This is a genomic window from Collinsella sp. SGI.241, from assembly GCF_050312955.1.
Classification (GTDB): Bacteria; Actinomycetota; Coriobacteriia; order Coriobacteriales; family Coriobacteriaceae; genus Collinsella.
The window spans coordinates 211,716-235,849 of record NZ_JBNPKM010000001.1; the positions used below are offsets into that span (position 1 = coordinate 211,716).

The following is a 24,134-nucleotide window of genomic DNA, read 5'->3' on the forward strand; positions in this document are numbered from 1 at the left end:
CCAAAATAAACCTGTCCCTTTTTGGCAGGTTTCTAGAAAGGCTTTTCGGACTGTGAAGGATTCCGATCTCTCCACAACGGCTGCGCGCGACGCCGCCCGCATCGTTTGGTTTAAGCGCTATCCCGCCAAGCAGACGCTCGTCGCATTTTTGCTCGCCCTGCTGGCGACTACGGCGTTTTCCATCGATCCCGCCCCGGTGTCGAGCAACGCGGTCCTGGCGATCGATCCAAAGGCGACGGGCATGCTTTACGTGTGCTACGAGGTACTCCTCTCATTTGCCGGCCATACCGACGCTGTGATGCTGCTCGCGCTGGCCTGCCTGCTCACGCTGCCGTTTCGCTATGTGTTCTTTGGCCGCGGTGACGCTTGGCGCCCCTCGGTCGTGCTGCCATCGCTGTTCTTTGCCGTCTGCATGGTGTTCGGCCGCAGTTACGACCTCACCGATTCGGCCGAGATTGTGCTGGGCGACAAGGCGCGCGTTATCTGCGCCTGGATTGGCGGCGCGGGCTGGATGCTTCTGGCGATTGTGTCCTTCTATCTGGCTTTTGAGTTTTTGGATTGGTTGAGTTCCCGCCGCATTCCGTTTTCGGAGGCGCATTTTGGCCGCGTGTGGCGTGTTACCCACGCCGTGCTCTCGGTCCATCCTTTTGTTGGGCCGTTTCTTGTGCTCATGATTGTCTGGGCGCCCACGCTTATCGCCTCGCTGCCCGGCCTCTTTATGGGAGATACGGGCGCGCAGATCCGCCAATGGTTCAACTACCCCAACGGCACGAGCGACTACCTGCGCCTGCTTAACCCCAACGTGCTGCTCAACGGCCATCATCCGGTGGTGCACACGGCCATCATCGGCTCGTGTGTGCAACTGGGGCTTTCGCTATTCAATAGCGCCAATGCGGGTCTTGCCATCTACACCTGCGCCCAATTTGTCATCACGGCCGCCTGCGTGGCCTATTCCATATCGTCGCTGCGCAAGCTGGGCGTGAGCCTGCCGGTCCGCGGCGTCATCTTGCTGTTCTTTGCGTTTATGCCGATGTTCTCCAACTACGCGGCGCTGCTGACCAAAGACGTACTGTTTGCCGATGCGTTTCTGGTACTGCTCGTTCAGACCGTCAAGCTCGTGGCATGTGGCCTGCCCCGTCGCGATGTCAATGCCGAGCGCGCGGGCGAGCGCACGCCTGTGCTCTTTGCGCGCCACGACTGGCTGTTGCTCGTGCTGGGCGCCATAGGCTCCACGTTTTTGCGCAATGGCGGCCTGGTCTTTCCGTTGGCGGCCTGCGTGATTGCGGCGGCGTTTTGCGCCTGGGACGCGCATGTGGCCCGTCGCGTGGTCAAACAATCTGGCGTCGCACCCTCATGCGCCACGCCGCGCTTCCGCTGGGCCGGCGTTCTCGCGGTGCTCGTGCTCTGCCTTGTCTCCAACATGTACTTTACCAAGGTCTTTATGCCCGAGCACGATATCACGCCGGGTTCCAAGCGCGAGATCCTCTCGATTCCGTTTCAACAGACGGCGCGCTTCGTCCAAAAGCACGACGGCCTTAATTCGGGCGTTAACCCCAAGGTCAAAGACGACGGCACGATTGAGGAAGCTCCCTGCGACGGTCTGGTGACCGATAAGGAACGCGCTGCGATCGATCGGGTGCTTAAGTACGAGAATCTGGGCCGCCGTTACAACCCCGACAAGTCGGATGCCGTAAAAAACTGTTTTAACGAGTACGCCTCGCAGGAGGACATCAAGGCCTATTTTGAGGTGTGGGCCCAGATGTTCAAAAAGGATCCCGAGTGCTATATCTCGGCGCTCATCAATAACTACTACGGCTACTTTTATCCGAGTGCCCGCGATGCGTGGGTCTACAGCACGGCGCGCAGTGCCGAGATCATGGCGAAGCCCGATAACCTCAAGTACTTCGACTTCCATCCGGTCGATAGCAAGGTTGTGCGCTGGTGCGACCACCTGATCAACCTGTATCGCGTGGCAGTACAACGCATCCCGTTTATCTCGCTCACCATGAGCTCGGCCACCTATGTGTGGATCATGATCGCTGTGGTGGTCTATCTGCTACGTCGTCATTCGTGGCGCGGGCTGGCCATTTGGGTGCCGCTGCTGGGCGTGCTCGCCGTGTGCCTGATCGGTCCCTGCAACGGCTCGACCTACATGCGCTACCTGTATCCAGTCATCGCCTGCATGCCCTTCGCCATCGGCGCCACCATCACCCGCAGCGACCTTCTCTGGTTCTAACTTGGTGCAAAGGGGGCAGGTTGCTTTGCACCAAGGGGCTGCATCATCACGACGCCTTCATTTTGGGGTTTATCTCGCAGGCCACTAGGTATATCATAACGACGTTTGTTTATATTGCCCGAGCATCTGCGCTGGGCTTTAGGTCGAAACCGATAGGAGACACGTATGTCCGGACACTCTAAGTGGGCCACAACCAAGCATCGTAAGGGCGCGCAGGACGCCAAGCGTTCCGCCCTCTTCTCCAAGCTGAGCCGCAACATCACCGTTGCTGCCCGTCTCGGCGGCGACCCGCTGCCCGAGAACAACGCCAGCCTCGCCGCTGCCGTTGCCAAGGCTAAGGCTCAGTCCATGCCCAAGGACAAGATCAAGTCCGCTATCGACAAGGCCTTCGGTTCGGGTGCCGATGCCGCCGTCTACGAGAACATCGTGTACGAGGGCTATGGTCCCGCCGGCGTTGCCGTCTACGTCGACTGCCTGACCGATAACCGCAACCGTACCGCCGCCGATGTCCGTTCCGCCTTCTCCCACGCTGGCGGCAACCTGGGCACCTCTGGCTCCGTCGCCTTCCAGTTTGAGCGCAAGGGCCAGATCGTCGTCGCCAAGGAGATCCTGGACGAGAACGCCAAGAAGGAGACCATGATCGCCAACGGTGCTGCCGGTGACGAGGAAGAGTTCATGATGGCTATCGCCGAGGCCGGTGGCGACGACTACGAGGACGCCGGCGAGGAGTGGATCGTTTGGACCGCCGCCAACGACGTCATGGCTGTTTCCAAGGCGCTCGAGGAGCAGGGCATCCAGGTCAAGGGCTCCGAGACCACCATGGTTCCGACCACCCCGACCGAGGTCTCCGGCGCCGATGCCAAGAAGGTCCAGCGCCTTATCGACCGTCTCGAGGAGCTCGACGACGTTCAGGATGTTTACAGCACCATGGACATGACCGACGAGGTCATCGCTGCCCTCGAGGAGGAGTAGCGCCTGCACGGGTTAAGCCGTGCATATCTGGGCATAATGAAGCGAGCATACAAGCCTCGTGGAATAGATGAGCCGGATCCGCGTGCGTATGGCACCGGACCCGGCTCTTTTATAATGATGCGAATCGTTTTGCATTCTGTGGACCGAAACCTGAAGGGAGCGCGCGTGCGCGTACTCAAACGAGCCCTAGCAATCGTGTACCTTGCCGCCGCCATCGTGGCGCTGGGCACGCTTGTCTGCCAGTTCTGGGGACCGTATACGTATCGCTTTATGCTGCTGTTGCGTGACACCATGCCTCGCGTCGTCGTTACGGTGTGCGCCGCCATCGTGGCACTTGGCGTGCTCATCGGGTTTTTCCGCCTGATGTTCGCGCGTCGCGAGCCGTCCTGCGTGCATCCGGCGGGGGAGCGCAACATCGAGGTCACCCTCGCAGCGCTTTCCTCGTGCGCTCGCGCTGCGGCAGAGCGCGACGACCGTGTGATGGTCGAGCATGTCGAGGCGCGCGTGCAGGGTTCCGACGAATCGCTCGTCCGTTTTAAGGTCGACGCCATCGCGCTCGATGACCGGGACGTGGCCTCCCTTGCAACCGCGATGCAGCAACGTATCGAGGAGGCCTGCGACACCATGCTCGGCACGCCGGGCACGACCGCGCGCGTCCGTTTTTTGCCGTCCAAGACTACCGTCCAGACCGTGGAGGTTTCCGGTGAGTGATACCAATCAAGACAAGACCGTCCGTACCCCGCGCCTGACGATCGACCAGAACGCTACGCCGGCGAGCGAGTCCGCCGACACCACCCCCGAGGCCGGCGAGCAGCACGACAGCGCCGCCAACGACTTTGACGAGGCCATGGGTCTCATCAAGGGTACGGGGGCGGCCATCTGGAGCTATGCCGTCCGTCATCCCAACACCACGCTCGGAGCCGTCGCTGGTTTTGTGCTCGCCGTGCTGGTGCTCACGCTCGGCCTGTGGGACACACTCGTCATCGCATTCTTTGTGCTGATCGGCGCCGTGATTGGCCAGATCCGTGACGGCGAGAACGGGATCGTCAACTTCTTCGGCCGTCTGTTTAGCGGCCGCTAGTATGTATTCGACCGCCGCGTGTGCGGTGGGCATAAGGAGGAACCATGGCTTTTAGCACGAAGGTCGATGTGGCCGATACCGAGCTCGAGGCAGACGAGACCGTCGCCGCCGAGGCTGAGGACGTAACGCTCGAGGACGGGGCGCTCGTCGAGGCCGAGCCCGCCGACGATGCGGACGAGGATGACGAGGAAGCGGACGAGTCCGAGGATTCGCTGACCTATTCCAACGGTGTGATCGAGAAGATCGTCGCCATGGCCACCCGCGAGGTGCCGCACGTCCTGGGCATGAAGGGCAACCTTATGCACTTTGTGCAGGAGCAGTTTGGTGCCGAGAACCTGACCAAGGGCGTGACGGTCGAGGTCACCGATGACAACCGCGTGGTCGTCAACATTTCCGTCATTATCGAGTACGGCGCCTACGCACCCGCGATTTTCGACGACGTTAAGGCGCGCGTGACCGAGCGCCTGGCCGCGATGACCGGCCTTGAGGTGGCAGGCGTCAACCTGCGCATCGAGGATGTCATCACCCCCGAGGAGTACGAGCACCGCACCAGCCAGCACGAGTAACCTACCAAATAGGGACAGGTTTGTTTCGATAGGTTTTACCTGCGAAAACGCTAAACGGTCGATCGCGCAAGCAAAAGTGCGGTCGACCGTTTTCTATATGCCCTCGATGTAGTCATACCGCTTGTCTAACTAAGGGTTGCAATCTTCGCGTACCGCGTTACCCTAATGGGCGCATTGTTTCCAAATCGTTAACGAGGGGTTGCCGTAATGGCCGACGAGCACGAAACAGAAAGCAAGGCATGGGCGATTGAGGCCGCCGCGGCAGAGGCGGCATCGCGTGCCGCCGAGGAGGTGCATCGTCCTCCCGTGGTGCCGATGGAGCGCGTGGTCGATCGCGCCGATATCGAGCGCGGCGAGCGTGCCGGTCAAAAGCGCAGCCAGGAGCCGGGCTTCCCGCGCTTTTTCGCCGAGCTCAATCTGGGCCTGATCCTCACGGCGTTCGCCATCGTGGCCTTTAAAACCCCTAATCATTTTGCTTTTGGCGGAACCTCGGGCGTGTCGGTCATTCTTTCCACGCTGTTCCCGACGCTGCCCGTCGGCGTCTTTATGTGGATTATCAACGCGGTTCTCGTCGTCTTGGGCTTTATCTTTTTGGAGCGCAAGGCAATCCTTTGGAGCGTTTTTGCCTCGTTTGCGCTTTCGGCCTACGTCTCGCTGTTTGAGCTCTTCATTCCGACGGATGTTTCGATGACGGGCGATATGTGGCTCGATCTGTGCTTTGCCGTGATTTTGCCGGCGCTGGGCAGTGCCATTGTCTTTGACATTGGCGCCTCAACGGGCGGCACCGATATCCTTGCCATGATCCTCAAGCGTCGCACGACGCTCGAGATCGGACGCGCCTTGCTACTGGTCGATATCGGCATCGTGACCATCGCGGCCTTTTTGTACGGTCCGCGCGTTGGCCTGTACTGCGTGCTCGGCCTGTTTGCCAAGACGCTTGTGGTCGACAAGGCCATCGAGAGCATTCACTTGCGCAAGGTCTGTACGATTATTTGCGCCGAGCCACGCAAAGTCGAGGAGTTTATCGTCAAGCATCTCAACCGCACGGCAACGATCAGCCGCGGCTACGGTGCCTTCTCGGGCAATTGCGTGACGGTGATCATGAGCGTGCTGAGCCGTCGCGAAGCAGTGCAACTGCGCCGCTATACCCGCGATATCGATCCAGATGCGTTTATCACGATCGTTGACAGCTCCGAGATCGTGGGCAAGGGCTTCCGCGGCACGAACTAGCGCGGATATACCCTTCGAACCATTGAATAAAGCCGCCTACGTTTCAAACCGGTCATCTTGGGGTATTTGTCCCCACATTGCGCGATAATGTTGCCAAAGACGTCGTTTGCGATCCAGGTGATTCACTCTAGATACGAAGGGATGATTTCGATGTTCTGTTCGCAGTGTGGCGCCCCCATGGGCGATAACGACAAGTTCTGCGGCGTGTGCGGTGCCCCTAATACCGTGGTCAAGGCCGCCGGCCCCGCTCCCCAGGAACAGTCTCAGCCCCAGCAGTTTGTTCCGCAACCGCCCGTGGCGAATGCGCCAAAGGGCTGTGTGGCTCAGGCGTTCCAAGACATGACCAAGACTCCGGGCGTGCTGCAGCGCGTGTGCCAGATTGCTTTTTTGCCGGCGCTTATCTGTGTCGTGTCGGTGCTCGTGCTGTTCATTCCCGTTATCGGCGGTATTGCAGCTGCCATCGGCTTTTTGGCCGCCTGCGTGGCGAGTGTGTGCGGTTCGGGCTTTGGCATCGAGTGGGGTCGCGACCTGTCGCTTAAGATCGATGACGGCATGGATCGTCCGTTGATGCGTTCCACATCGTTTGGCCTCGGGGTCTTTTCGAGCGTTATTTCGGTCGTGCTCGAGATTATCGCTGCCATTCCCGTTATTGGTGTAGTGCTTTCGCTGGTGGAGAGCGTGGTAATTGGCGCGGCGGGCTCGTATTCGTATTACGGCTCTTCTGCGCTCGAGACTGCGCTGTTTGGCTCGCTTGGCCTGCTTGTCCTGGCTATGATTGCCACGGCGGTCCTGGGAGTCTTCTTTAAGATGTTCGCCGATATCGCCGTGATGCACTTTGCGGTGACCGGTCGCGTCGAGAGCGCGTTTTCGCTCGACAAGGTCTGGGCGGCCTTTAAGAACAATAAGACCAAGCTGTTCTGCGCTTCATTCCTTCCCGAGTTTTTGACGGGCCTGGTCGCCAACGTTGTCACATGGATCTTGACGGCGGTCTTTGGCGCCATTGCCTCTGTCGGTATGTATAGCTACTACTATCGTCCTACGGGTATTGAGGCAATTGTTAGCGGCGGTGGCATCTCACTCGTGCTGTTCCTGGTGCTGATCGCTTTCGTCACCGTATTTCTAACGGTCTTTGGCAAGATGCTCAAGCACCGTGCCGTTGGCTATTGGGTCGCACGTTATGCAAGCGAGTGGGCCGACGAGGATAAGGACGACGTCCTGACGTTTGTATTGCCCTTCGAGAAGAAGTCCGCTCCTTCGGGTTACAGCGCTCCGGATGTCGCGCCTGAGCCCGAGCCTGAGTCTGTCCCGGGATCTGCGCCGGAGTCCGAGCCCACGACGGAGCCCGAGCCCGAGACGGAACCCGCGCCCGAGACGGAACCCGCGCCAAGCTCCGACGAGGACCCGCAAGACGAGTAGCCCTGTCACCTGCCATTTGGGGACGGGGTAGAAATGGTAGAAATAGTGCTTGACGAATGAGCGGGGGCGGACGTGTCGAAACGTCCGCCCCCGCTTTGACATCGCGATGTGGCTACGGCTGCGAGATGGCCGCGATTCGACTACTCGTTGTGCTTCTCCTCGTGACGAGCGGCGGCGCGAGCTTCGTGGATGCCCTTGATCGCGGCATGGCGAGCGGTGCGGGCGTCGTGCATGGCGTCGCGGGCCTCGGCGGCCGTTGCCTTGGCAGAGCGTAACTTGGCTGCCAGATCGGGATTGGTCTCGGCAACCGCGGCGATAGCGGGGCCGTCGAGCTCCTCTTGCGTGGGCTCGGCCAAAAAGTCGATAGCATACTGAGCGGCCACCATGGAGCCCTGAGCCAGCACGGTCTCGTCGATCTTGTAGAAGCAGGAATGTTGGGCGTACGTGGCGCCAATCTTGGGGTTGCGCGTGCCCACAAAGGCAAGCACACCCGGTACACGGCGCAGGTACTCCGAAAAATCCTCGCCCGAAAGCGTGCCGCGATAATGGCCTTCGCCGGCTGCACCCAGACACTTGACCACGGCCTGACGACAACGCTCACTCGAGGCGACGTCGTTTTCGACCTTGTAGTTGGCGATGGTGTAGTCGGTAAGTTCAGCCTCGGCGCCCAGGGCCGCCGCAGTGTGCTCTACGATGCGGCGCATGAGCTCGGGCATTTCCTCGTGCGTCGAATCGCCATAGGTGCGCACCGTGCCGGCGAGGTAGGCGGTACCGGCGATAACGTTGCGCGCGGTGCCGCCGTGCAGCTCGCCGACGGTAATGACGGCCGGCTCGTAGGGGCTGATCTCGCGCGAAACGATGGTCTGCAGGGCGTTGACGATCTCGGCCGCCACCATGACGGCGTCGTGGCCGCGCTGGGGCATGGCGCCGTGGCACGAGGTGCCGCGGACATCAATGCGGAACCAGTCGGTATTGGCCATGCGCGGACCGGGCTCGCAGCTTACGGTGCCGGCGTCGACCTCACTCCAGATGTGTGCGGCGTAGGCGCCATCGACGCCGTCGAGCACACCCGTGCCGATCATGAGTTTGGCGCCTTGGCCGTTTTCCTCACTGGGTTGGAAGACGATGCGGACCTCGCCGTGGATGTCGTCGGTCATATGGCGCAGGATCTGCAGCGTGCCGAGCATCATGGCAATGTGGCAGTCGTGGCCGCAGGCGTGCATGCAGCCCTCGTTGACGCTGGCGAACTCCTCGCCGGTCTGCTCGGTGACGGGTAGGGCGTCGATATCCGCGCGCAGCAGGATGCGGCGGCGCGGCGTGCCGTCCTCGCGGTAGGCGTCGGGTGCGGTGCCGCGAAGGGTCGCCACCAGGCCCGTCTTAAGCGGGCGCTCGTAGGGGATATTCATGGCGTCGAGCTGGTTGGCGATGTCAGAAGTCGTGCGCTCTTCGGCGAGGCTCAGCTCCGGGTGCTTATGGAAGTGCCGGCGCTGCTTGATGATGTAGGGCTCAAACTCGGCGGCGATATCTTGGATGGCTGCGGTGACGTCATCAGCCGCGCGGGCCTCGGTCGCTGCCATAATCTGCTGTGCCTTGGTCTTCGTCATGGTCGATTTGCTCCTTGCTGGTTTATCGCAAAATCGTACAGGCTCTTTCCAGTATGCCACCTGCCACTTGGGGACGGGGCAGAAATGGTAGAAATGGATACCTCCGTAACCTTGACAGGTCCAAATTGCTTATGCACGCAGCTTTGGATGCGGCTTTCAAGCTTGAAATCTACCATTTCTACCCCGTCCCCAAGGGGCAGGCGAGGCCGTTGGGGTTGGGAAAGGTGCCGTTTACCGCTTGACGTTTTGCAGCTGTGGCGGTGGAGTAAACTCGGGGGTGTTGAATTTCCTGCCAGAGATGGGGATGCCCATGCAACATATCGATCGGATTATCCGCTCTAAGAACGTCTTTACCTCGCAAGACGGCATCGATACCGCCCGTGAGCTGGCGATTGCCTTCGCAGGCGACCGTATCGTCGCAGTCGGCAAGCCCGATGACGTGATCGCCGCCGCGCCTGCCGCCACGCCGGTTATCGACTACGGCGAGCAGTTTGTCTGCCCCGGTTTCCATGACGCTCATCTGCACTTCTTTCATACCTCGGTCGGTTCCTCGCCGTATATGCTCATGGATGGGGGCACGTCCGAGGTGGCGCTGGTGCAGCACGTGCTCGAGTTTTCCCAGGATCTGCCCGACGACGCTTGGGTTGTGACGCAGGGCTGGCGCGACTACCGTTGGGACCCGCCCGAGCATCCTACCAAGGCGTCGCTCGATGCGGTATTTCCCGATCGTCCCTGCGTTATGTACTCGGGCGACGGCCACACGCTGTGGCTCAACAGTCGCGCTCTCGAGGCGCTCGGCGTCACGCGCGATAGCGAGCCGCCAGCGGGCGGCAGCTACGACAAGGACGCAAACGGTGAGCTCACGGGCATTGCTCACGAGGCGGCCGCCATGCAGCTGTTGCCGCGCTGCCTTGAGTGGCTGGGCGAAGATCGCATCGCAAGCGCTTACGCCGATCAAATGAGGCGCATGGCCGAGCAGGGCATCACCTCTATCTGCGACATGTCGCTCATGCCCATGCCGGGCTGCGATTTTATCCGCGACGACGTCTACGACAAACTGCAGACAGCCGGCAAGCTGGGCATTCGTGCCCATCTGTTCCCCACGCTGCTGGATGACCAGTCGCGTCTAGAAGAGCTGCAGGCACGTTACGCGAACAACGCACTGCTTTCGGCGCCGGGCTTTAAGCAGTTCTTTGACGGCGTGTCGAGCGAACATACGGCATATCTCACCGAGCCCTATACCAATCCGCGCTTCCCGGGCGACCAAGGCCGTCTGACGGTTTCCGCCGAGCGCATGCGCAAGCTGGTTCTGGCGGCTGCGGAGCGCGGCCGCGCCGTGCGCATCCACGTTATCGGCGACGGTGCGATTCATGCCGCGCTGGATATCTTCGAGGAAGCCGCCGGTCTGTACGGCCTGCCCCAGCACGGCCACAACACGCTCGAGCACCTGGAGAACCTCCTGCCCGAGGACATAGACCGCCTGCGCAAGCTCAACGTGGTCGCCTCGAGCCAGCCCTGCCATATTACGCTCGACCCGGGTGGACCGGAGCGCGATTTGGGCTTGGAGCGCAGCCGCATCATGTGGCCGTTCGCAACCTATAAGCAGCGCGGCATTCGCCAAGCCTTCGGTACCGACAGCCCCATCACGCCCGTTACCAGCATGGATGTGCTCTACACGGCTATCACACGCCAGGACCCCAAAAGCCACTGGCCCGAGGGCGGCTGGTTGCCGAGCGAGCGCATCGACGCGGCAACGGCTTTGCGCAACTACACCTTGGGCAGCGCCTATGCGGCAGGCGACGAGCAAAACCTCGGCAGTTTGGAGCCCGGCAAGTATGCTGACCTGGTAGTCCTGGACCAAAACCCGCTCACTGTTGACCCCCAAGAGCTTCAGGCCACCAACGTTCAGGCCACCTACCTGGCAGGTAACGTAATCTACGAGCGCTGATGCTCATGCCGTGTCGTTAAACGCGGCCCGGGTGACTTATTTTGGGATGGCGCTCGAGCGACGTCTGCATATCGGTGGGGACTCGTTATGAGCGTCCCTGCTCTGCCGGATTTGTGCGTGGGGTGGAGGCGCTGCTGCCCCGCGCGTTCAAATTGGACATTTGCAATACTGCCTCATGGTGTTTTGCATACTTCCCATTACAGATTGCATAAAAAGGTTGGGATGTTCTTTCTGGCCCTGATGTACCCCCGCCTGGGCCGTGCAAAAAACGGAGTATTCAGCACTGCGAGCTCTGCCGGCGCCGTTGCGGTCGGGTAATGTCATGGGGATTGACGTCATTTTGGCGTCCGGGCAGGCACGAGGCATGCCTTTATGCCCTGATGGGGTCTGCCTGCCGACCCAAATCGCCGGTCGAAGGCGTCCTTGGGACCAATAAGATGTGTCTGGCGCGTATACAGCCATCCTGGTCTGCTGAATACTCCCAAAAATGCACGGTGCTCCCCAGGGGACCCGTGCGTGCAGCGAAAGCCATGCCCATGTTCCTATCCGCATCGCCATTTTGCTGCACTGACGTTTCTGAATGCCGCGCCCGAACTAGTTAACTTGGCTCCCGTGTGGCGCCGGAGGGGCGGGGCATAAGGTTTATCGCGAGTTCCGCACGAGCCGAAGGCCACGTAATGTGGCCTTCGTGCGAGCAGGACTGCCCGAGCAGGAAACCTTATGCCCCGCCCCTCCGGCGCCACACGGGAGCTGCGCACAAGTTATCCCCCCGGCATTCAGAAAATCTAAGTGCCAAAAAATAAGATTTTTTGACTCTGTGTTGTATAACCCGCCATTCGTGGGTACCATTCAACGCGTACGCAAACAAATAGGGTTAATTCGCGTGGCATAACCACGCGGCCCAAAAAGGAGGAGACAAGCATGTCGTCTTTGAAACCGCTTGCAGATCGTGTTCTGGTCAAGCCCGACGAGGCCGAGCAGAAGACCGCTTCTGGTCTGTATATCGCCAGCAACGCTCAGGAGAAGCCGCAGCGCGGCACCGTCGTTGCCGTTGGCGCTGGCAAGGTCAACGACAAGGGTGAGCGCATCCCCATGGACGTCAAGGAAGGCGACGTTGTCATCTACGGCAAGTTCGGTGGCAACGAGGTCAAGGTCGACGGCGAGAAGTATCTGCTGATGCGCGCCGACGACATTTACGCCGTCGTCGAGGCCTAGTCTCATCAGGCTCTCTGATTCGTCTTTGAACGCGGTCGCCGCATAGGACTCGGAAGCGGCGACGTGAGTCACATTTCTTTTGGAGGATTACCTACCATGGCAAAGAACATTACGTTCAATACCGATGCCCGCGCTAAGCTCGCCAAGGGCGTCAACACTCTGGCCGATGCCGTTACCGTCACCATGGGCCCCAAGGGTCGCTATGTCGCCCTGCAGCGCACGTTCGGTGCCCCGACCATCACCAACGACGGCGTTTCCGTCGCCAAGGAGATCGAGCTCGAGGACAACATCGAGAACATGGGTGCCCAGCTGGTGAAGGAGGTCGCCACCAAGACCAACGACACCGTGGGTGACGGCACCACCACCGCAACCCTGCTCGCTCAGGCCATCGTTAACGACGGCCTGCGCAACGTCGCCGCTGGTGCCAACCCGCTGGCCATCCGTCGCGGCATCGACAAGGCCGTCAACGCCGCCGTCGCCGAGATGAAGAAGCAGGCCAAGCCGGTCGAGACCAAGGAGCAGATTGCTTCCGTCGGTACCATCTCCGCCGGTGACCCCGAGGTCGGCGAGAAGATCGCCGAGGCCATGGAAGTCGTGGGCAAGGACGGCGTCATCACCGTCGAGGATTCCCAGACGTTCGACATCACCATCGACACCGTCGAGGGCATGCAGTTCGATAAGGGCTACGTCTCCGCTTACTTCGTCACGGACAACGACCGCATGGAGGCCGTGATGAAGGATCCGTACATCCTCATCACCGACCAGAAGATCTCCAGCGTCCAGGACATCATGCCTGTTCTCGAGGCTGTCCAGCGCGCTGGCCGTGGCCTGCTCATCATCGCTGAGGACATCGACGGCGAGGCCCTGCCCACCCTCGTCCTCAACAAGATCCGCGGCGCCCTCAACGTCTGCGCCGTCAAGGCTCCGGGCTACGGCGATCGCCGCAAGCGCATTCTCGAGGACATCGCCGTCCTCACCGGTGGTCAGGCTGCTCTGGACGAGCTGGGCGTGAAGGTCGCTGACATCACCGCCGATATGCTCGGTACCGCTAAGTCCGTCACCATCTCCAAGGACAACACCGTCATCGTCGGCGGCGCTGGCTCCAAGGAGGCCATCGACGCCCGTATTGCTCAGATCAAGGGCGAGATGGAGAACACCACCTCTGACTTCGACCGCGAGAAGCTCCAGGAGCGCCTGGCCAAGCTCTCCGGTGGCGTTGCCGTCATCAAGGTCGGCGCTGCCACCGAGTCCGAGCTCAAGGAGATCAAGCACCGCGTCGAGGACGCCCTGCAGGCAACCCGCGCTGCTGTCGAGGAGGGCATTGTCGCTGGCGGCGGCGTCGCCTTCATGGACGCTGTTCCTGCGCTCGATGCAGTCGAGATCGACGACCCCGAGGAGAAGATCGGCGTCGACATCGTCAAGAAGGCTCTGACCGCTCCGGTCGCAACCATTGCCAAGAACGCTGGCTTTGAGGGCGCTGTCGTGGTCGACAAGGTCGCCGAGCTGCCCGCTGGCCAGGGTCTCAACTCTGCCAGCGGCGAGTGGGGCGACATGATCGAGATGGGCGTCCTCGACCCCGTCAAGGTCAGCCGCGTCACCCTGCAGAACGCTGCTTCTGTCGCCAGCCTGATCCTCATCACCGAGGCCACGGTTTCCGATGTGCCCAAGAACACTCAGCTTGAGGATGCTATCGCTGCTGCTACCGCTGGTCAGCAGGGCGGCGGTATGTACTAAGGCCGACAAGGTCTAGAACTCCCACCGGGGATCCGGGGGCGTGACGGGGTTTCTCTCCGGAACGTCCTCGGACATGCAAAGAGGCTCCGCATCGCGCTTCGCGCTGCGGAGCCTCTTTGCGTCCTGCGGAATGTTCCGGAGAGAAACCCCGTCACGCCCCCGGATTCCCTGCGTTTACGGCCTTGAGGTCGGCTCGCGGAGAAGGACATGGTTGTTGGGGATACGTATCCCGGACGCTGTTTCGCGCTTTGCGCGAAAGGCGCGTTACTGTGGGATGGGTGGGGAACGTGGTTGTTGCGGCAACTGATCCCCACTATAAATTACCCTTGGCATGCTTGCGCGAAAGCCTGCCCGTGCTAGACTTGGAATTGCTGTTTCAGGGCGGGGTGAAATTCCCCACTGGCGGTAAATCGGACGGTGCCAGAGGGGCACCGTGGCGCAGGCGAGGTGCCTGCGTCCGAGCCGATGAGTCCGCGACCCGTGCGTGCGTTGGTTCGCATGTCGGCTGAACTGGTGAGATCCCAGTACCAACGGTTAGAGTCCGGATGAAAGAGGCAGGTGATCTTATGTCTGAACAGTCGCAGCATATCCATTTTGAGAACACGAATAGGTGGAGCACCAAACAGCTCGTTACCATGGCGCTGATGTGCGCCTTGGGCGCCCTGTTTATGTACGTGCAGCTGCCCATCCTTCCTTCGGCGCCGTTTTTGACCTACGACCCGTCGCTGGTGCCGGCGATGGTGTGCGGTTTTGCGTATGGTCCCGGCGCCGGTACTGCTGTTGCCGCTATGGCTATCGTTATTCACGCGCTCACCACGGGTGACTGGGTCGGTGCGCTTATGAACCTGGTTGCCACGCTGGGCTACATTCTGCCCGCGGCTATCGTCTACCAGAAGATGCATACCTATAAGGGTGCCGTGATTGGCCTGGTGTTCGGCGTCATTGCCGCTACGGCACTGTCTATGGTTGCAAACCTTACCATTGGCGTATGGTTCTGGTATGGCTCGGTCGATGCGATCGCTCCGCTCATGGTTCCTGCCGTGCTGCCGTTCAACCTTATCAAGACCGTGCTCAACTCGGTGCTCACGCTTGCAGTGTACAAGGCGGCCTCCAACCTCATCACGCCTAAAAAGAACCAGGTCAAAGGCCGCGCATGATTGATTGTCGAGGAGTTTCCTTTAGCTATGACGGTGTCACGCCGGCGCTCGACGGTATCGATCTGAACATCGAGGATGGCGAGTTTTTCTGCATCCTCGGCGGCAATGGGTCGGGCAAGTCGACGTTTGCCAAGCATCTGAATGCGCTGCTGCGGCCCGATGCAGGCACGGTGCGTATCAACGGCATGGATGCATCAGATCCCGAGTTGGTCTACGACATTCGTTCGACCGCGGGCATGGTGTTCCAGAATCCCGATGATCAGCTGGTGGCAACGCTTGTCGAAGATGATGTTGCGTTTGGTCCCGAAAACCTTGGCGTGCCATCGGCGCAAATTGCGCAGCGCGTACGCGAGGCGCTGAAGGGTGTGGGCCTGGTGGGCTTTGAGCGCCACGAGACCCATGCACTTTCGGGCGGCCAAAAGCAGCGCGTGGCGCTTGCCGGCGTGCTCGCCATGGAACCGCGCGTGCTCATTTTGGACGAGGCTTCCTCGATGCTCGATCCGCGTGGACGTAAGGGCCTTATGAAGGTTTGCCGCGCGTTGCACGATCGCGGCATGACCATCGTGATGATTACGCACGTTATGGAAGAGGCCGCCGAGGCCGATCGTGTCGCGGTGTTTCGGGCGGGGCGCGTTGCCATGCTCGGTACGCCCGAGGAAATCTTGACGCGGGCGGACGAACTTGCCCAGCTCAACCTGGATATGCCGGCGTCGTGCTGTCTAGGTAGGGCACTCCGCGCGAAGGGCGTACCCGTTTGCGCGCAGGTGCGTGAGGCGGATATGGTCGCCGAGATTGCACAGGTTTATGCTGAGCGGAGCGGGGCGGACGTCGCTGGGCGGCCTTCCGCATCCGATTCTCGTGTGCTTGACCATGCATCCTCTGCAGCCGGTGGGATGGTCGCGTCGGAGCCCGTCATCGAGTTTTCGCACCTCTCGCATAGTTGGTCGCTGAGCGCCCGCGAGCGCCGCCGATGGCGCAAGCGCTCGACCACTGTGGGCGCATCGGGCAAACAGACTCTTTGGGGCAACGATCCAAACAGCCCCTGGGCGCTACGTGATGTTTCGCTGACGGTGCGTCGCGGCGAGTTTCTGGGCCTGGCGGGTCATACCGGCTCGGGTAAATCAACGCTGGTTCAGCATCTCAACGGGCTGATTCGTCCACAGGAGGGGAGCGTTTGCGCACTGGGGCTCGACCTATCAAGCAAGAAAGGCGCCGCCGCGGTTAAGGCCAAGGTCGGCGTGGTGTTTCAGTATCCCGAGCGCCAGCTATTTGCCGAGACCGTGGCGCAGGACGTGGCGTTTGGCCCGCGCAACCTTGGCCTGCCGCAAGACGAGGTTGTTCGCCGTGTCGCAACATCGCTTGCGCGCGTGGGCCTCGACCTTGCCGCGATAGGCGACAAGAGCCCCTTTGAGCTTTCGGGCGGTCAGCAGCGCCGCGTGGCGTTTGCCGGCGTGCTTGCCATGGAGCCCGAGGTCCTGGTGCTCGACGAGCCCATGGCGGGGCTCGATCCGGCTGCGCGCAGGGATTTCCTGGAGCTTATCGATCGGCTCCATCGTGAGGGCCTGACTGTTGTCATGGTTTCGCACAGCATGGATGACCTGGCAAATTGTTGTGACCGTATCGTTGTGATGAACGAGGGCGCGGTGTTTGCCGATGGAACGCCCGCACAGGTTTTTGCGCACGCGAACGAGCTCAAATCGATCGGTTTGGGCGTTCCCGCTGCACAGCGCATGGCATTGTCGCTCGTGCAAGCCGGTGTGCCGCTCCGCTGCGACAAGCTTTTTACGGTTGAGGCGCTGGCCGACGAGTTGGCCGGCATGCTGCTAGGCTGCGCGGACGGACCTTTGAGGGCGTCGCGTCAGGCTGGTTCCAAGATGGCCACGCAAGAGGAGGGCTGCTAATGGAGGCATTCTCATTTGGCAGCTACTATCCGGGGGAAAGCGCGCTGCATCGCCTGGATCCGCGCACTAAGTTGCTCCTAGGTTTCGCATTTCTGATCACTGCGCTCACCGTCGGCAGCTTCCGCGGGCTGGTTCCGATCGCAATTTTTGTCGTGCTGGTCTATGTCGCGGCCCGGGTTCCGTTGCGTCGGGTCCTATCGTCGATGGCACCACTGCTGGCGATTGTCGTGGTGGTCGCGGTGCTCAACCTGTTTTCCGATCAGAGTGGCCGCATCCTGTGGCAGTTTGGCTTTTTGCAGGTGAGCGAGGGCTCGCTGCGTTCTGCGACGTTTATGGCGTGTCGCCTGACGATGATGATGGCCGGCATGAGCGCCATTACGCTCACCACGCCGACGCTCGACCTCACCGCGGGTTTTGAGCGCCTGCTCGCACCATTCGCGCGTGTGGGGCTTCCGGCGCACGAGCTCGGCATGATTATGGGTATCGCACTGCGGTTTATGCCACAATTTGCCACCGAGATGAAACAGACGGCCGATGCACAGGCAAGCCGTGGCGCGCGCGTGACGGGCGGTCCGCTCGGTGGCGTGCGCATGCTCGGCAGTGTGGCGATTCCGCTGTTTGCTGGCGTGTTCCGTCATGCCGAGACGCTTTCGGCCGCCATGGATGCGCGCTGCTATCACGGCGAGCGGGGACGCACGCGTCTGCATGCGCTTACGTTTGGCCGCGGGGATGCACTGGCCGCGGTGGCGATGGCGCTGCTGGTGGCATGCGTTGTCGTTATCAATCTCCAACTCGTCTAAGCTCGATTCGAGCGCAAGAAAGGGGTCTCTATGACCGACATCGATCGCATGGCTCAGCTCGAGCGCGTCTGCTCGTATCTCAGGCGCATTCCGGCGTGGTATCTTGCCACGACCGATGCAAACGACGGGCATCAGCCCCGCGTGAGGCCGTTTTCGTTTGCCATGGTCGATAACGACAAGCTGTGGTTTTGCACGTCGCGCGACAAGGACGTGTGGGCGGAGTTGAGCAAGAATCCCAAGTTTGAGGTATCGGGCTGGAAGCCGGGGGAGTGCTGGATCGTGTTAACTGGCGAGGCCGCACTCGAGGACGATGCATTCGTGAGTGACAAGGTGCGCCAGACGGGCTTTAAGCATATGGTGGGCATTGGCGAGCAACACGATAGTGCCAACGATGGCCGCCTTGCGTTCTTCTCGGTCCGCAACATCGCCGCGCGGTTCTGCGATATCGACGGCAGCGAAGAGCTCCTCGAGCTTTAATTTCCCAAATTAGCTGCCCATTCCAAAAAGACTGGTCAGATGACAGGAGGAAACGTGGACGGATTGAATACGGTGCTGGAGTATCTGACGTCGGTGCCGGCGTGGTACCTAGCGACGAGCGTGGATGGGCAGCCGCATGTGCGTCCGTTCTCGTTTGCGCAGATTCAGGACGGCAAGCTGTGGTTTGTAACGGCGCGCACCAAAGATGTGTGGCAAGAGCTGCTGCAAAACCAGCGCTTTGAGGCCACGAGTTGGTGGCCGGGCCATGGTTGGTTGATCCTGCGCGGGCGTGCGGGTCTGGACGACCGGGCTTCGGATGAAATGCGCGAGGCCGGGTGGAAGCATCTTGAGCGCTTGAGCGAGCACTATGAGGGGCCTAACGACCCCACGCTCGTCTTCTTTAGCGTCGAGGACCCCGAGGCTTTTATCTGCAATCACGACGAATGGGTTCCGGTCGAGCTCTAGGCTGCTCTGGGCGACCCTTAAGTTTGGTATTCCGTATAAGGTGGGCTCCGCATTGGCCAGCAGTATGATGCGCTGCGGCTAATGCAGAGCTCGCTTATTTTTTTGTCAATTCCTTCAAGCGAATGTGTCGGGTATGTTTCAATGCATGAAGACACAAATTATTTGCGTAAATATGCATTCTCGGGTGCTAAAGTTTCAACCTACCTCATAACGACAGCTGCGGAATGCGCAATGACGCATAAGACCGCAGACAAGGAGTCCGATATGTCTTTAAAGGTTGGAATCGTCGGCGCGGCTGGATATGCCGGCGCCGAGCTTATTCGCCTCGTGCTCGGCCATCCCGAGTTTGAACTTGTTGCCATTACGTCCAACGCCGATGCCGGCCAGCTGCTGTCCGCGGTGTATCCGAGCTTTGCTGGCGTGAGCGATCTGGTTTTCACCACGCATGACGCCCCTGAACTCAAGAGCTGCGATGCGGTTTTTCTCGCCGTGCCGCACACGGCTGCCATGGCACAGGTGCCCGCTCTGCTTGCATCGGGTGTCTCTTGCTTTGATCTTTCGGCCGATTACCGTCTGAGCGACGCGTCTGTCTTTGAGACATGGTATGCCGCCGAGCACACGAGCCCCGAGTTGCTTAAAACACGTGCCTTCGGTCTGCCCGAGTTGTTCTGCCAGGACTTAGAGACCGCTGCATCCGACCACGCCGACGGCAAGCCCGTACTGGTCGCCTGCGCCGGTTGCTATCCCACCGCAACGAGTCTTGCTGCCGCGCCTGCCGTGCGTGCGGGCTGGGTGGCCCAGAGCGGCCCCGTAGTCGTCGACGCCATCAGTGGCGTGACGGGTGCCGGTAAGTCGTGCAACACCCGCACCCATTTTTGCAGCGCGGACGAGAATCTGGAGGCCTATGGCGTAGGAAAACATCGCCATACGCCAGAAATCGAGCAAATTCTGGGCCTTACCGATCGCGTCGTCTTTACTCCGCACCTGGCACCGCTCAAGCGCGGCCTGCTCTCTACGGTGACGCTGCCGCTCGCAACGCAGGCTCTCGAAGCGCTGACTCTTGAGGATGCCGTCGACCATTACAAGAAGTTCTACGCCGGTCGTACCTTTGTGCGCGTGCTCGATGCCGGCCAGCAACCCAAGACGGCTTCGGTTGTCGGTACCAATGCCGCCCAGATCGGCCTTGCACTCAACAAACGTGCGGGCGTGCTGGTGGCGACGGGCGCCATCGACAATTTGTGCAAGGGCGCTGCGGGCCAGGCGGTCCAGTGCGCCAACATCGTCTTTGGTTTTGACGAGCGACGAGGCTTGCCCACAGTGGCGTGCCCGGTGTAGCACATTCGATTATTAACGATTTGGTAGTCGGGTATCGAGTTTGGCGCCACTTTTAAGCTGGTCTCATGATTGTGGCTGGCATGGCGCATCAACCGATGCCCATTTTTTGTTTGACATAAGGAGTCGTAAAGACGATGAATGCTGAGCAGTTCGATATCAAGATTCACGCCGTAGAGGGCGGCGTAACGGCGGCAGCCGGCTTTAAGGCGGCGGGCATCCATGCCGGATTCCGCAAGAATCCCGAGCGCCTGGATTACGCGCTCGTTGTGCCCGATAAACCCTGTCCCGGCGCCGGCGTGTTTACGACTAACCGCTTTTGTGCGGCGCCCGTGCAGGTGAGCCGTGCCAACCTGGGCGGTACGGACAAGGGCTATGGCATCATCGCCGGTGTTTCAATCAACTCCGGCAACGCGAACGCCGCCACGGGCGAGACCGGCCTTGCCTGTGCGCGCGAGACGTGCAACATCGCCTCGCAGGTCATTGGCTGTGAACCCCAACAGATTTTAGTTGCCTCCACGGGCGTGATCGGACAGATTCTGCCGATCGACACGTTTGAGACGGCAATTCCGTCCGCCTACGAGGCACTCTCTGCCCATGGCGGCGCCGATGCAGCCCGTGCCATCATGACGACCGATACGCATCCCAAGGAGTATGCCGTTCGCTACCGCAGTGAGGCTGTGGGCCATGTGGGCAACGCTTATACGGTGGGCGGCATGTGCAAGGGATCGGGCATGATCATGCCCAATATGGCCACCATGATCGCGGTCATTACTACCGATGCCCCCGTCGAGTCGGCGGCGCTCCACACCCTACTGCTCTCGACCGTTACACAGACCTTTAATAAAGTGACGGTCGATTCCGATACCTCGACCAACGACACCTGTATCATGCTGGCTTCTGGCGCTGCCGCCGCGGATGCCGAGGCCATCGTCGAGGGCACTGACGCCTTTGACGAGCTGGCCTTTGCCGTGCACGAGGTGTGCGAGAGCCTGGCACGTAACATCGCGGCCGATGGCGAGGGTGCGTCAAAGCTCGTGACGGTTAACGTCACCGGCGCCGCCAACGACGAGGAAGCCGATATCGCCGCCCGTGCCGTCGCCAACTCGCCGCTCGTCAAGACCTGCATCGCTGGCCACGACTGCAATTGGGGTCGCGTTGCCATGGCGCTCGGCAAGTGCGGCGTAAAGTTTAATCAGGAAGACGTTTCCATCGACATGATGGGCATGCCCGTCTGCCGCGATGGCCTGACTGTTCCTTTTGACGAGGACGAGGCCCTGCGACGTTTTGAGGCGCCCGAGATCGTGATTTCGGCCGACCTGGGCGCAGGCGACGCGGCAACGACCGTGTGGACCTGTGACCTCACGCACGAGTACATCTCAATCAATGGTGACTACCGCTCCTAGACTCCAGGCACGCTGCGCATCTCGCCGCGATTGCGGGCAGCGGAGCACAGCGCGATAACGATACGAAAGACGAGGCAGATTATGAAATTCGCACGCGATTGTCGTTCGAGCGAATCCAACGAAGCAACTGCGCAGCTGCTGTTCGAAGCGCTGCCGTGGATTAAAAACCTGACCGGCAAGACGGTCGTTATCAAGTATGGCGGGGCCGCCATGGTAGACGAGCAACTACGTCGCGACGTGATGAGCGACATCGTTTTGCTCAAGATTATCGGCATGCGCCCCGTCATCGTGCATGGCGGCGGTAAAGCCATCAACGAGGCGCTGAGCCATTACGATATGCCCGTCGAGTTTAAGAACGGTCAGCGCGTGACCACGCCGGCGACCATGGATATCGTGCGCGAGGTGCTGGGCGGCAAGGTTAACCAAGAGCTGGTGGCGGCAATCAACCACCACGGTAACTTGGCCGTGGGCGTATCGGGCAGCGACGCCGGCACGCTCATCGCCGAGCCGCTCGACCCCGAGCTCGGACGCGTGGGCAAAGTGACGCATGTCAACACCGACTACATCGAGAACTTGCTCGATAGCGAGTATATTCCCGTCATCGCTACCGTCGCGGCGGGGGAGGACGGTGGCTTCTTCAATATCAACGCCGACACCGCCGCCGGTGCCGTTGCGGCGGCGCTCCACGCGCACAAGGCGATCTTTTTGACCGACGTCGACGGCCTGTACAAGGACTTTAGCGATAAAGACTCGCTCATCTCCAACCTAACGCTCGACGAGGTTAATGAGATGCTCTACGGTGGCGAGGTCGATAAGGGCATGATTCCCAAACTGCGCGCGGCCGTCGATGCGCTTGTCGGCGGCGTATTTCGCGCTCACATCATTAACGGTACCACGCCGCATTCGCTGCTCCTGGAGCTGCTGACCGATGCCGGCGTCGGCACCGTGATCCACTCTACCGAGACGGCCTACGAATTTGATACGCACCCGCACCCGCTTTCGACCTTTGCGGCGCGCCTGACCGAGAACCTCGACGAGGTCGAGAAGCTCCAGACGGTCTAGCTGGTTAGAAATCGTCACACCGTTACACCCACAGTCCGCGCCACCTGGCGCTTAACGAAAGGCATCTCATGTCACTTGCAGCTCAACAATCGCTCGAATCCCACTACGTTATGCAAACCTTTGGCCGCTCGCCGGTCGAGTTTGTCGAGGGCCACGGCATGAAGCTCACCGGCGACGACGGTCGCGAATATCTCGATTTTCTTGCAGGTATTGGCGTATGCAGCCTAGGCCACGGCAACCCGGCGGTGCTCTCGGCGCTCGAGGCCCAGGCCAAAAAGCTCCTGCATGTCTCCAACTACTTCTACATTGAGCAGCGCGGCCAGGTCGCGGCGTTGCTGTCCAAGCTCGCCAACGACGATGCGGACGGTGCGCGCGTGCTTGCCGACGCGATTGCCGCTGGCGACGAGACCACGGCGGCGGCGCTTGGCGCTCCGGCTGCGGGCGAGCAGGTGTGGGAGACGTTCTTTGCCAATTCCGGTGCCGAGGCCAACGAGGGGTCTATGAAACTCGCGCGTCTGTATGCCAAACGTGCCGGCAACGGTGGCAACACCATCGTGTGTATGCGCGGCGGATTTCATGGTCGTACGCTCGAGACCATTGCCGCGACCATGCAGGATTGGCTGCAGGACAGTTTCCGCCCGCTGCCGGGTGGCTTTGTGGCATGCACGCCCAACGATGTAGATGAACTGCGTGCAATCTTTAAGCAGCTGGGAAGCGAGATTTGCGCTGTGATGCTCGAGCCGATCCAGGGCGAAAGCGGTGTGCATCCCATGACCGAGGAGTTTATGGCGGCGGCGCGCGACTTGGCACACGAGGTGGGTGCCGTGCTTATCGCCGATGAGGTCCAGTGTGGTATTTTCCGCTCCGGCAAGCCGTTCGCGTTCCAGACTTATGGTGTGGAGCCCGATATCATGAGTCTTGCCAAGGGCATCGCCGACGGCGTGCCCATGGGTGCCGTGGTGGCAAAGAAAGAAATCGCTGACATCTTTAAGCCCGGCGACCATGGTTCGACCTTCGGCGGCAGCTGCTTGGCCATCGCGGCGTGTGCCGCGACGCTCTCCGCGCTTGTGCGCGGTGACTACGCAGACCATGCCGCCAAGGTGGGTGCCTATATGGAGGCAAGGCTCGCCAAGCTGCCGCATGTTACCGAGGTGCGTGGTCGCGGCCTAATGCTCGGCTGCGATTTGGACGATGCTGCGGGTGATGCGCACGACGTTGTGGCTCGCGCATTGGTGGCTGGTGCGGTGATTAACGCTACAGGTGCACATACACTGCGCTTCCTGCCGCCGCTCGTGTGCGAGGAAGCCGATGTGGACAGCCTAATCGAGATCCTGGCGGGTGTTTTAGCTTAGCGCCATCAGACATAGCAGTTTGAAGCGGGTTCCAGACCGTCACGTGCCGTTTGGCGCACGATTGGGCAAACTGGAGCCCGTTTTGCTATCGATTTGCCATGGCTGGGATAGGCCGTGTGCAAAAAAGAAAGGCCCCCATCGCTGGGAGCCTTTTCAATCAAGTGGTGGGCGATGAGAGAT

20 protein-coding genes and 1 riboswitch are annotated in these 24,134 nt (G+C 60.6%); of the genes, 19 read left to right on the forward strand and 1 reads right to left on the reverse strand.

Features of this window, described 5'->3' with window-relative positions; all coding sequences use genetic code 11:
- The first annotated feature begins 52 nt into the window (after positions 1-52).
- The 7 genes from ACQQ92_RS00885 to ACQQ92_RS00915 all read left to right on the forward strand — a co-directional run bounded on the left by ACQQ92_RS00885 (position 53) and on the right by ACQQ92_RS00915 (position 7,501).
- Positions 53-2,236: a DUF6020 family protein gene (locus tag ACQQ92_RS00885; RefSeq protein ID WP_427795556.1), complete on the forward strand. Its 2,184-nt coding sequence runs from the start codon at positions 53-55 to the stop codon at positions 2,234-2,236.
- A gap of 165 nt (positions 2,237-2,401) precedes the next feature.
- Complete coding sequence (locus tag ACQQ92_RS00890) at positions 2,402-3,208, forward strand: YebC/PmpR family DNA-binding transcriptional regulator (protein WP_154514825.1); 807 nt, start codon at positions 2,402-2,404, stop codon at positions 3,206-3,208.
- A gap of 165 nt (positions 3,209-3,373) precedes the next feature.
- The gene (locus ACQQ92_RS00895) at positions 3,374-3,919 is read left to right on the forward strand and encodes a hypothetical protein (RefSeq protein WP_195838499.1); all 546 of its coding nucleotides are present in this window, start codon (positions 3,374-3,376) and stop codon (positions 3,917-3,919) included.
- Complete coding sequence (locus ACQQ92_RS00900) at positions 3,912-4,289, forward strand: DUF2273 domain-containing protein (RefSeq protein ID WP_427795557.1); 378 nt, start codon at positions 3,912-3,914, stop codon at positions 4,287-4,289. Before ACQQ92_RS00895 ends, ACQQ92_RS00900 begins: the two co-directional genes overlap by 8 nt.
- Before the next feature lie 44 nt (positions 4,290-4,333).
- Complete coding sequence (locus tag ACQQ92_RS00905) at positions 4,334-4,855, forward strand: Asp23/Gls24 family envelope stress response protein (protein ID WP_427795558.1); 522 nt, start codon at positions 4,334-4,336, stop codon at positions 4,853-4,855.
- A gap of 207 nt (positions 4,856-5,062) precedes the next feature.
- On the forward strand, positions 5,063-6,085 hold the full coding sequence (locus ACQQ92_RS00910) for a YitT family protein (protein WP_427718279.1): 1,023 nt from the start codon (positions 5,063-5,065) through the stop codon (positions 6,083-6,085).
- A 150-nt stretch (positions 6,086-6,235) separates the two neighbouring features.
- Complete coding sequence (locus ACQQ92_RS00915; protein ID WP_427728026.1) at positions 6,236-7,501, forward strand: zinc-ribbon domain-containing protein; 1,266 nt, start codon at positions 6,236-6,238, stop codon at positions 7,499-7,501.
- Between the two features lie 140 nt (positions 7,502-7,641).
- Here the strand turns inward: ACQQ92_RS00915 and ACQQ92_RS00920 are convergent, their stop codons facing one another.
- Positions 7,642-9,105, reverse strand: a complete 1,464-nt coding sequence (locus ACQQ92_RS00920) for a M20 family metallopeptidase (protein WP_427795559.1) — start codon at positions 9,103-9,105, stop codon at positions 7,642-7,644.
- Between the two features lie 304 nt (positions 9,106-9,409).
- Between ACQQ92_RS00920 and ACQQ92_RS00925 the strand changes: the two genes are divergently transcribed.
- The 12 genes from ACQQ92_RS00925 to ACQQ92_RS00980 all read left to right on the forward strand — a co-directional run bounded on the left by ACQQ92_RS00925 (position 9,410) and on the right by ACQQ92_RS00980 (position 23,954).
- Positions 9,410-11,053 carry an amidohydrolase gene (locus ACQQ92_RS00925; protein WP_427795560.1) on the forward strand — a complete coding sequence of 548 codons (1,644 nt, stop codon included), beginning with the start codon at positions 9,410-9,412 and terminating at the stop codon, positions 11,051-11,053.
- A gap of 921 nt (positions 11,054-11,974) precedes the next feature.
- The gene (gene groES / locus ACQQ92_RS00930) at positions 11,975-12,268 is read left to right on the forward strand and encodes a co-chaperone GroES (RefSeq protein WP_427718293.1); all 294 of its coding nucleotides are present in this window, start codon (positions 11,975-11,977) and stop codon (positions 12,266-12,268) included.
- A gap of 96 nt (positions 12,269-12,364) precedes the next feature.
- Complete coding sequence (gene groL, locus ACQQ92_RS00935) at positions 12,365-14,002, forward strand: chaperonin GroEL (protein ID WP_154514811.1); 1,638 nt, start codon at positions 12,365-12,367, stop codon at positions 14,000-14,002.
- Between the two features lie 368 nt (positions 14,003-14,370).
- Positions 14,371-14,563: riboswitch (FMN riboswitch) on the forward strand.
- 5 nt (positions 14,564-14,568) lie between these two features.
- Positions 14,569-15,159 (forward strand): ECF transporter S component, encoded by a 591-nt coding sequence (locus tag ACQQ92_RS00940; protein WP_427793611.1) that lies wholly within the window; start codon positions 14,569-14,571, stop codon positions 15,157-15,159.
- On the forward strand, positions 15,156-17,060 hold the full coding sequence (locus tag ACQQ92_RS00945) for an energy-coupling factor transporter ATPase (protein ID WP_427795081.1): 1,905 nt from the start codon (positions 15,156-15,158) through the stop codon (positions 17,058-17,060). Before ACQQ92_RS00940 ends, ACQQ92_RS00945 begins: the two co-directional genes overlap by 4 nt.
- Entirely contained in the window at positions 17,060-17,860 is an 801-nt protein-coding gene (locus ACQQ92_RS00950; protein ID WP_427793609.1) for an energy-coupling factor transporter transmembrane component T family protein, read from the forward strand. The genes ACQQ92_RS00945 and ACQQ92_RS00950 overlap by 1 nt, the downstream gene beginning before the upstream one ends.
- 30 nt (positions 17,861-17,890) lie before the next feature.
- Positions 17,891-18,337, forward strand: coding sequence for a pyridoxamine 5'-phosphate oxidase family protein (locus ACQQ92_RS00955; RefSeq protein WP_427726998.1), 447 nt, complete (start codon positions 17,891-17,893; stop codon positions 18,335-18,337).
- Between the two features lie 54 nt (positions 18,338-18,391).
- Positions 18,392-18,802 (forward strand): pyridoxamine 5'-phosphate oxidase family protein, encoded by a 411-nt coding sequence (locus tag ACQQ92_RS00960; protein ID WP_427718303.1) that lies wholly within the window; start codon positions 18,392-18,394, stop codon positions 18,800-18,802.
- A gap of 264 nt (positions 18,803-19,066) precedes the next feature.
- Positions 19,067-20,137: an N-acetyl-gamma-glutamyl-phosphate reductase gene (gene argC, locus ACQQ92_RS00965; protein ID WP_427795080.1), complete on the forward strand. Its 1,071-nt coding sequence runs from the start codon at positions 19,067-19,069 to the stop codon at positions 20,135-20,137.
- Positions 20,138-20,271: 134 nt separating this feature from the next.
- Entirely contained in the window at positions 20,272-21,540 is a 1,269-nt protein-coding gene (argJ, locus tag ACQQ92_RS00970; protein WP_427795561.1) for a bifunctional glutamate N-acetyltransferase/amino-acid acetyltransferase ArgJ, read from the forward strand.
- Positions 21,541-21,621: 81 nt separating this feature from the next.
- Entirely contained in the window at positions 21,622-22,602 is a 981-nt protein-coding gene (gene argB / locus ACQQ92_RS00975; RefSeq protein WP_427718310.1) for an acetylglutamate kinase, read from the forward strand.
- A gap of 68 nt (positions 22,603-22,670) precedes the next feature.
- Positions 22,671-23,954 carry an aminotransferase class III-fold pyridoxal phosphate-dependent enzyme gene (locus tag ACQQ92_RS00980; RefSeq protein ID WP_427795562.1) on the forward strand — a complete coding sequence of 428 codons (1,284 nt, stop codon included), beginning with the start codon at positions 22,671-22,673 and terminating at the stop codon, positions 23,952-23,954.
- Positions 23,955-24,134 lie beyond the last annotated feature (180 nt).

Excerpts from the sequence above, each read along its gene's own strand:
- ACQQ92_RS00890 (WP_154514825.1), top strand. The coding sequence starts at position 2,402 with ATGTCCGGACACTCTAAGTGGGCCACAACCAAGCATCGTAAGGGCGCG.
- ACQQ92_RS00905 (WP_427795558.1), top strand. The coding sequence starts at position 4,334 with ATGGCTTTTAGCACGAAGGTCGATGTGGCCGATACCGAGCTCGAGGCA.
- ACQQ92_RS00910 (WP_427718279.1), top strand. The coding sequence starts at position 5,063 with ATGGCCGACGAGCACGAAACAGAAAGCAAGGCATGGGCGATTGAGGCC.
- ACQQ92_RS00915 (WP_427728026.1), top strand. The coding sequence starts at position 6,236 with ATGTTCTGTTCGCAGTGTGGCGCCCCCATGGGCGATAACGACAAGTTC.
- ACQQ92_RS00920 (WP_427795559.1), bottom strand. The coding sequence starts at position 9,105 with ATGACGAAGACCAAGGCACAGCAGATTATGGCAGCGACCGAGGCCCGC.
- ACQQ92_RS00925 (WP_427795560.1), top strand. The coding sequence starts at position 9,410 with ATGCCCATGCAACATATCGATCGGATTATCCGCTCTAAGAACGTCTTT.
- groES (WP_427718293.1), top strand. The coding sequence starts at position 11,975 with ATGTCGTCTTTGAAACCGCTTGCAGATCGTGTTCTGGTCAAGCCCGAC.
- groL (WP_154514811.1), top strand. The coding sequence starts at position 12,365 with ATGGCAAAGAACATTACGTTCAATACCGATGCCCGCGCTAAGCTCGCC.
- ACQQ92_RS00940 (WP_427793611.1), top strand. The coding sequence starts at position 14,569 with ATGTCTGAACAGTCGCAGCATATCCATTTTGAGAACACGAATAGGTGG.
- ACQQ92_RS00945 (WP_427795081.1), top strand. The coding sequence starts at position 15,156 with ATGATTGATTGTCGAGGAGTTTCCTTTAGCTATGACGGTGTCACGCCG.
- ACQQ92_RS00950 (WP_427793609.1), top strand. The coding sequence starts at position 17,060 with ATGGAGGCATTCTCATTTGGCAGCTACTATCCGGGGGAAAGCGCGCTG.
- ACQQ92_RS00955 (WP_427726998.1), top strand. The coding sequence starts at position 17,891 with ATGACCGACATCGATCGCATGGCTCAGCTCGAGCGCGTCTGCTCGTAT.
- argC (WP_427795080.1), top strand. The coding sequence starts at position 19,067 with ATGTCTTTAAAGGTTGGAATCGTCGGCGCGGCTGGATATGCCGGCGCC.
- argJ (WP_427795561.1), top strand. The coding sequence starts at position 20,272 with ATGAATGCTGAGCAGTTCGATATCAAGATTCACGCCGTAGAGGGCGGC.
- argB (WP_427718310.1), top strand. The coding sequence starts at position 21,622 with ATGAAATTCGCACGCGATTGTCGTTCGAGCGAATCCAACGAAGCAACT.
- ACQQ92_RS00980 (WP_427795562.1), top strand. The coding sequence starts at position 22,671 with ATGTCACTTGCAGCTCAACAATCGCTCGAATCCCACTACGTTATGCAA.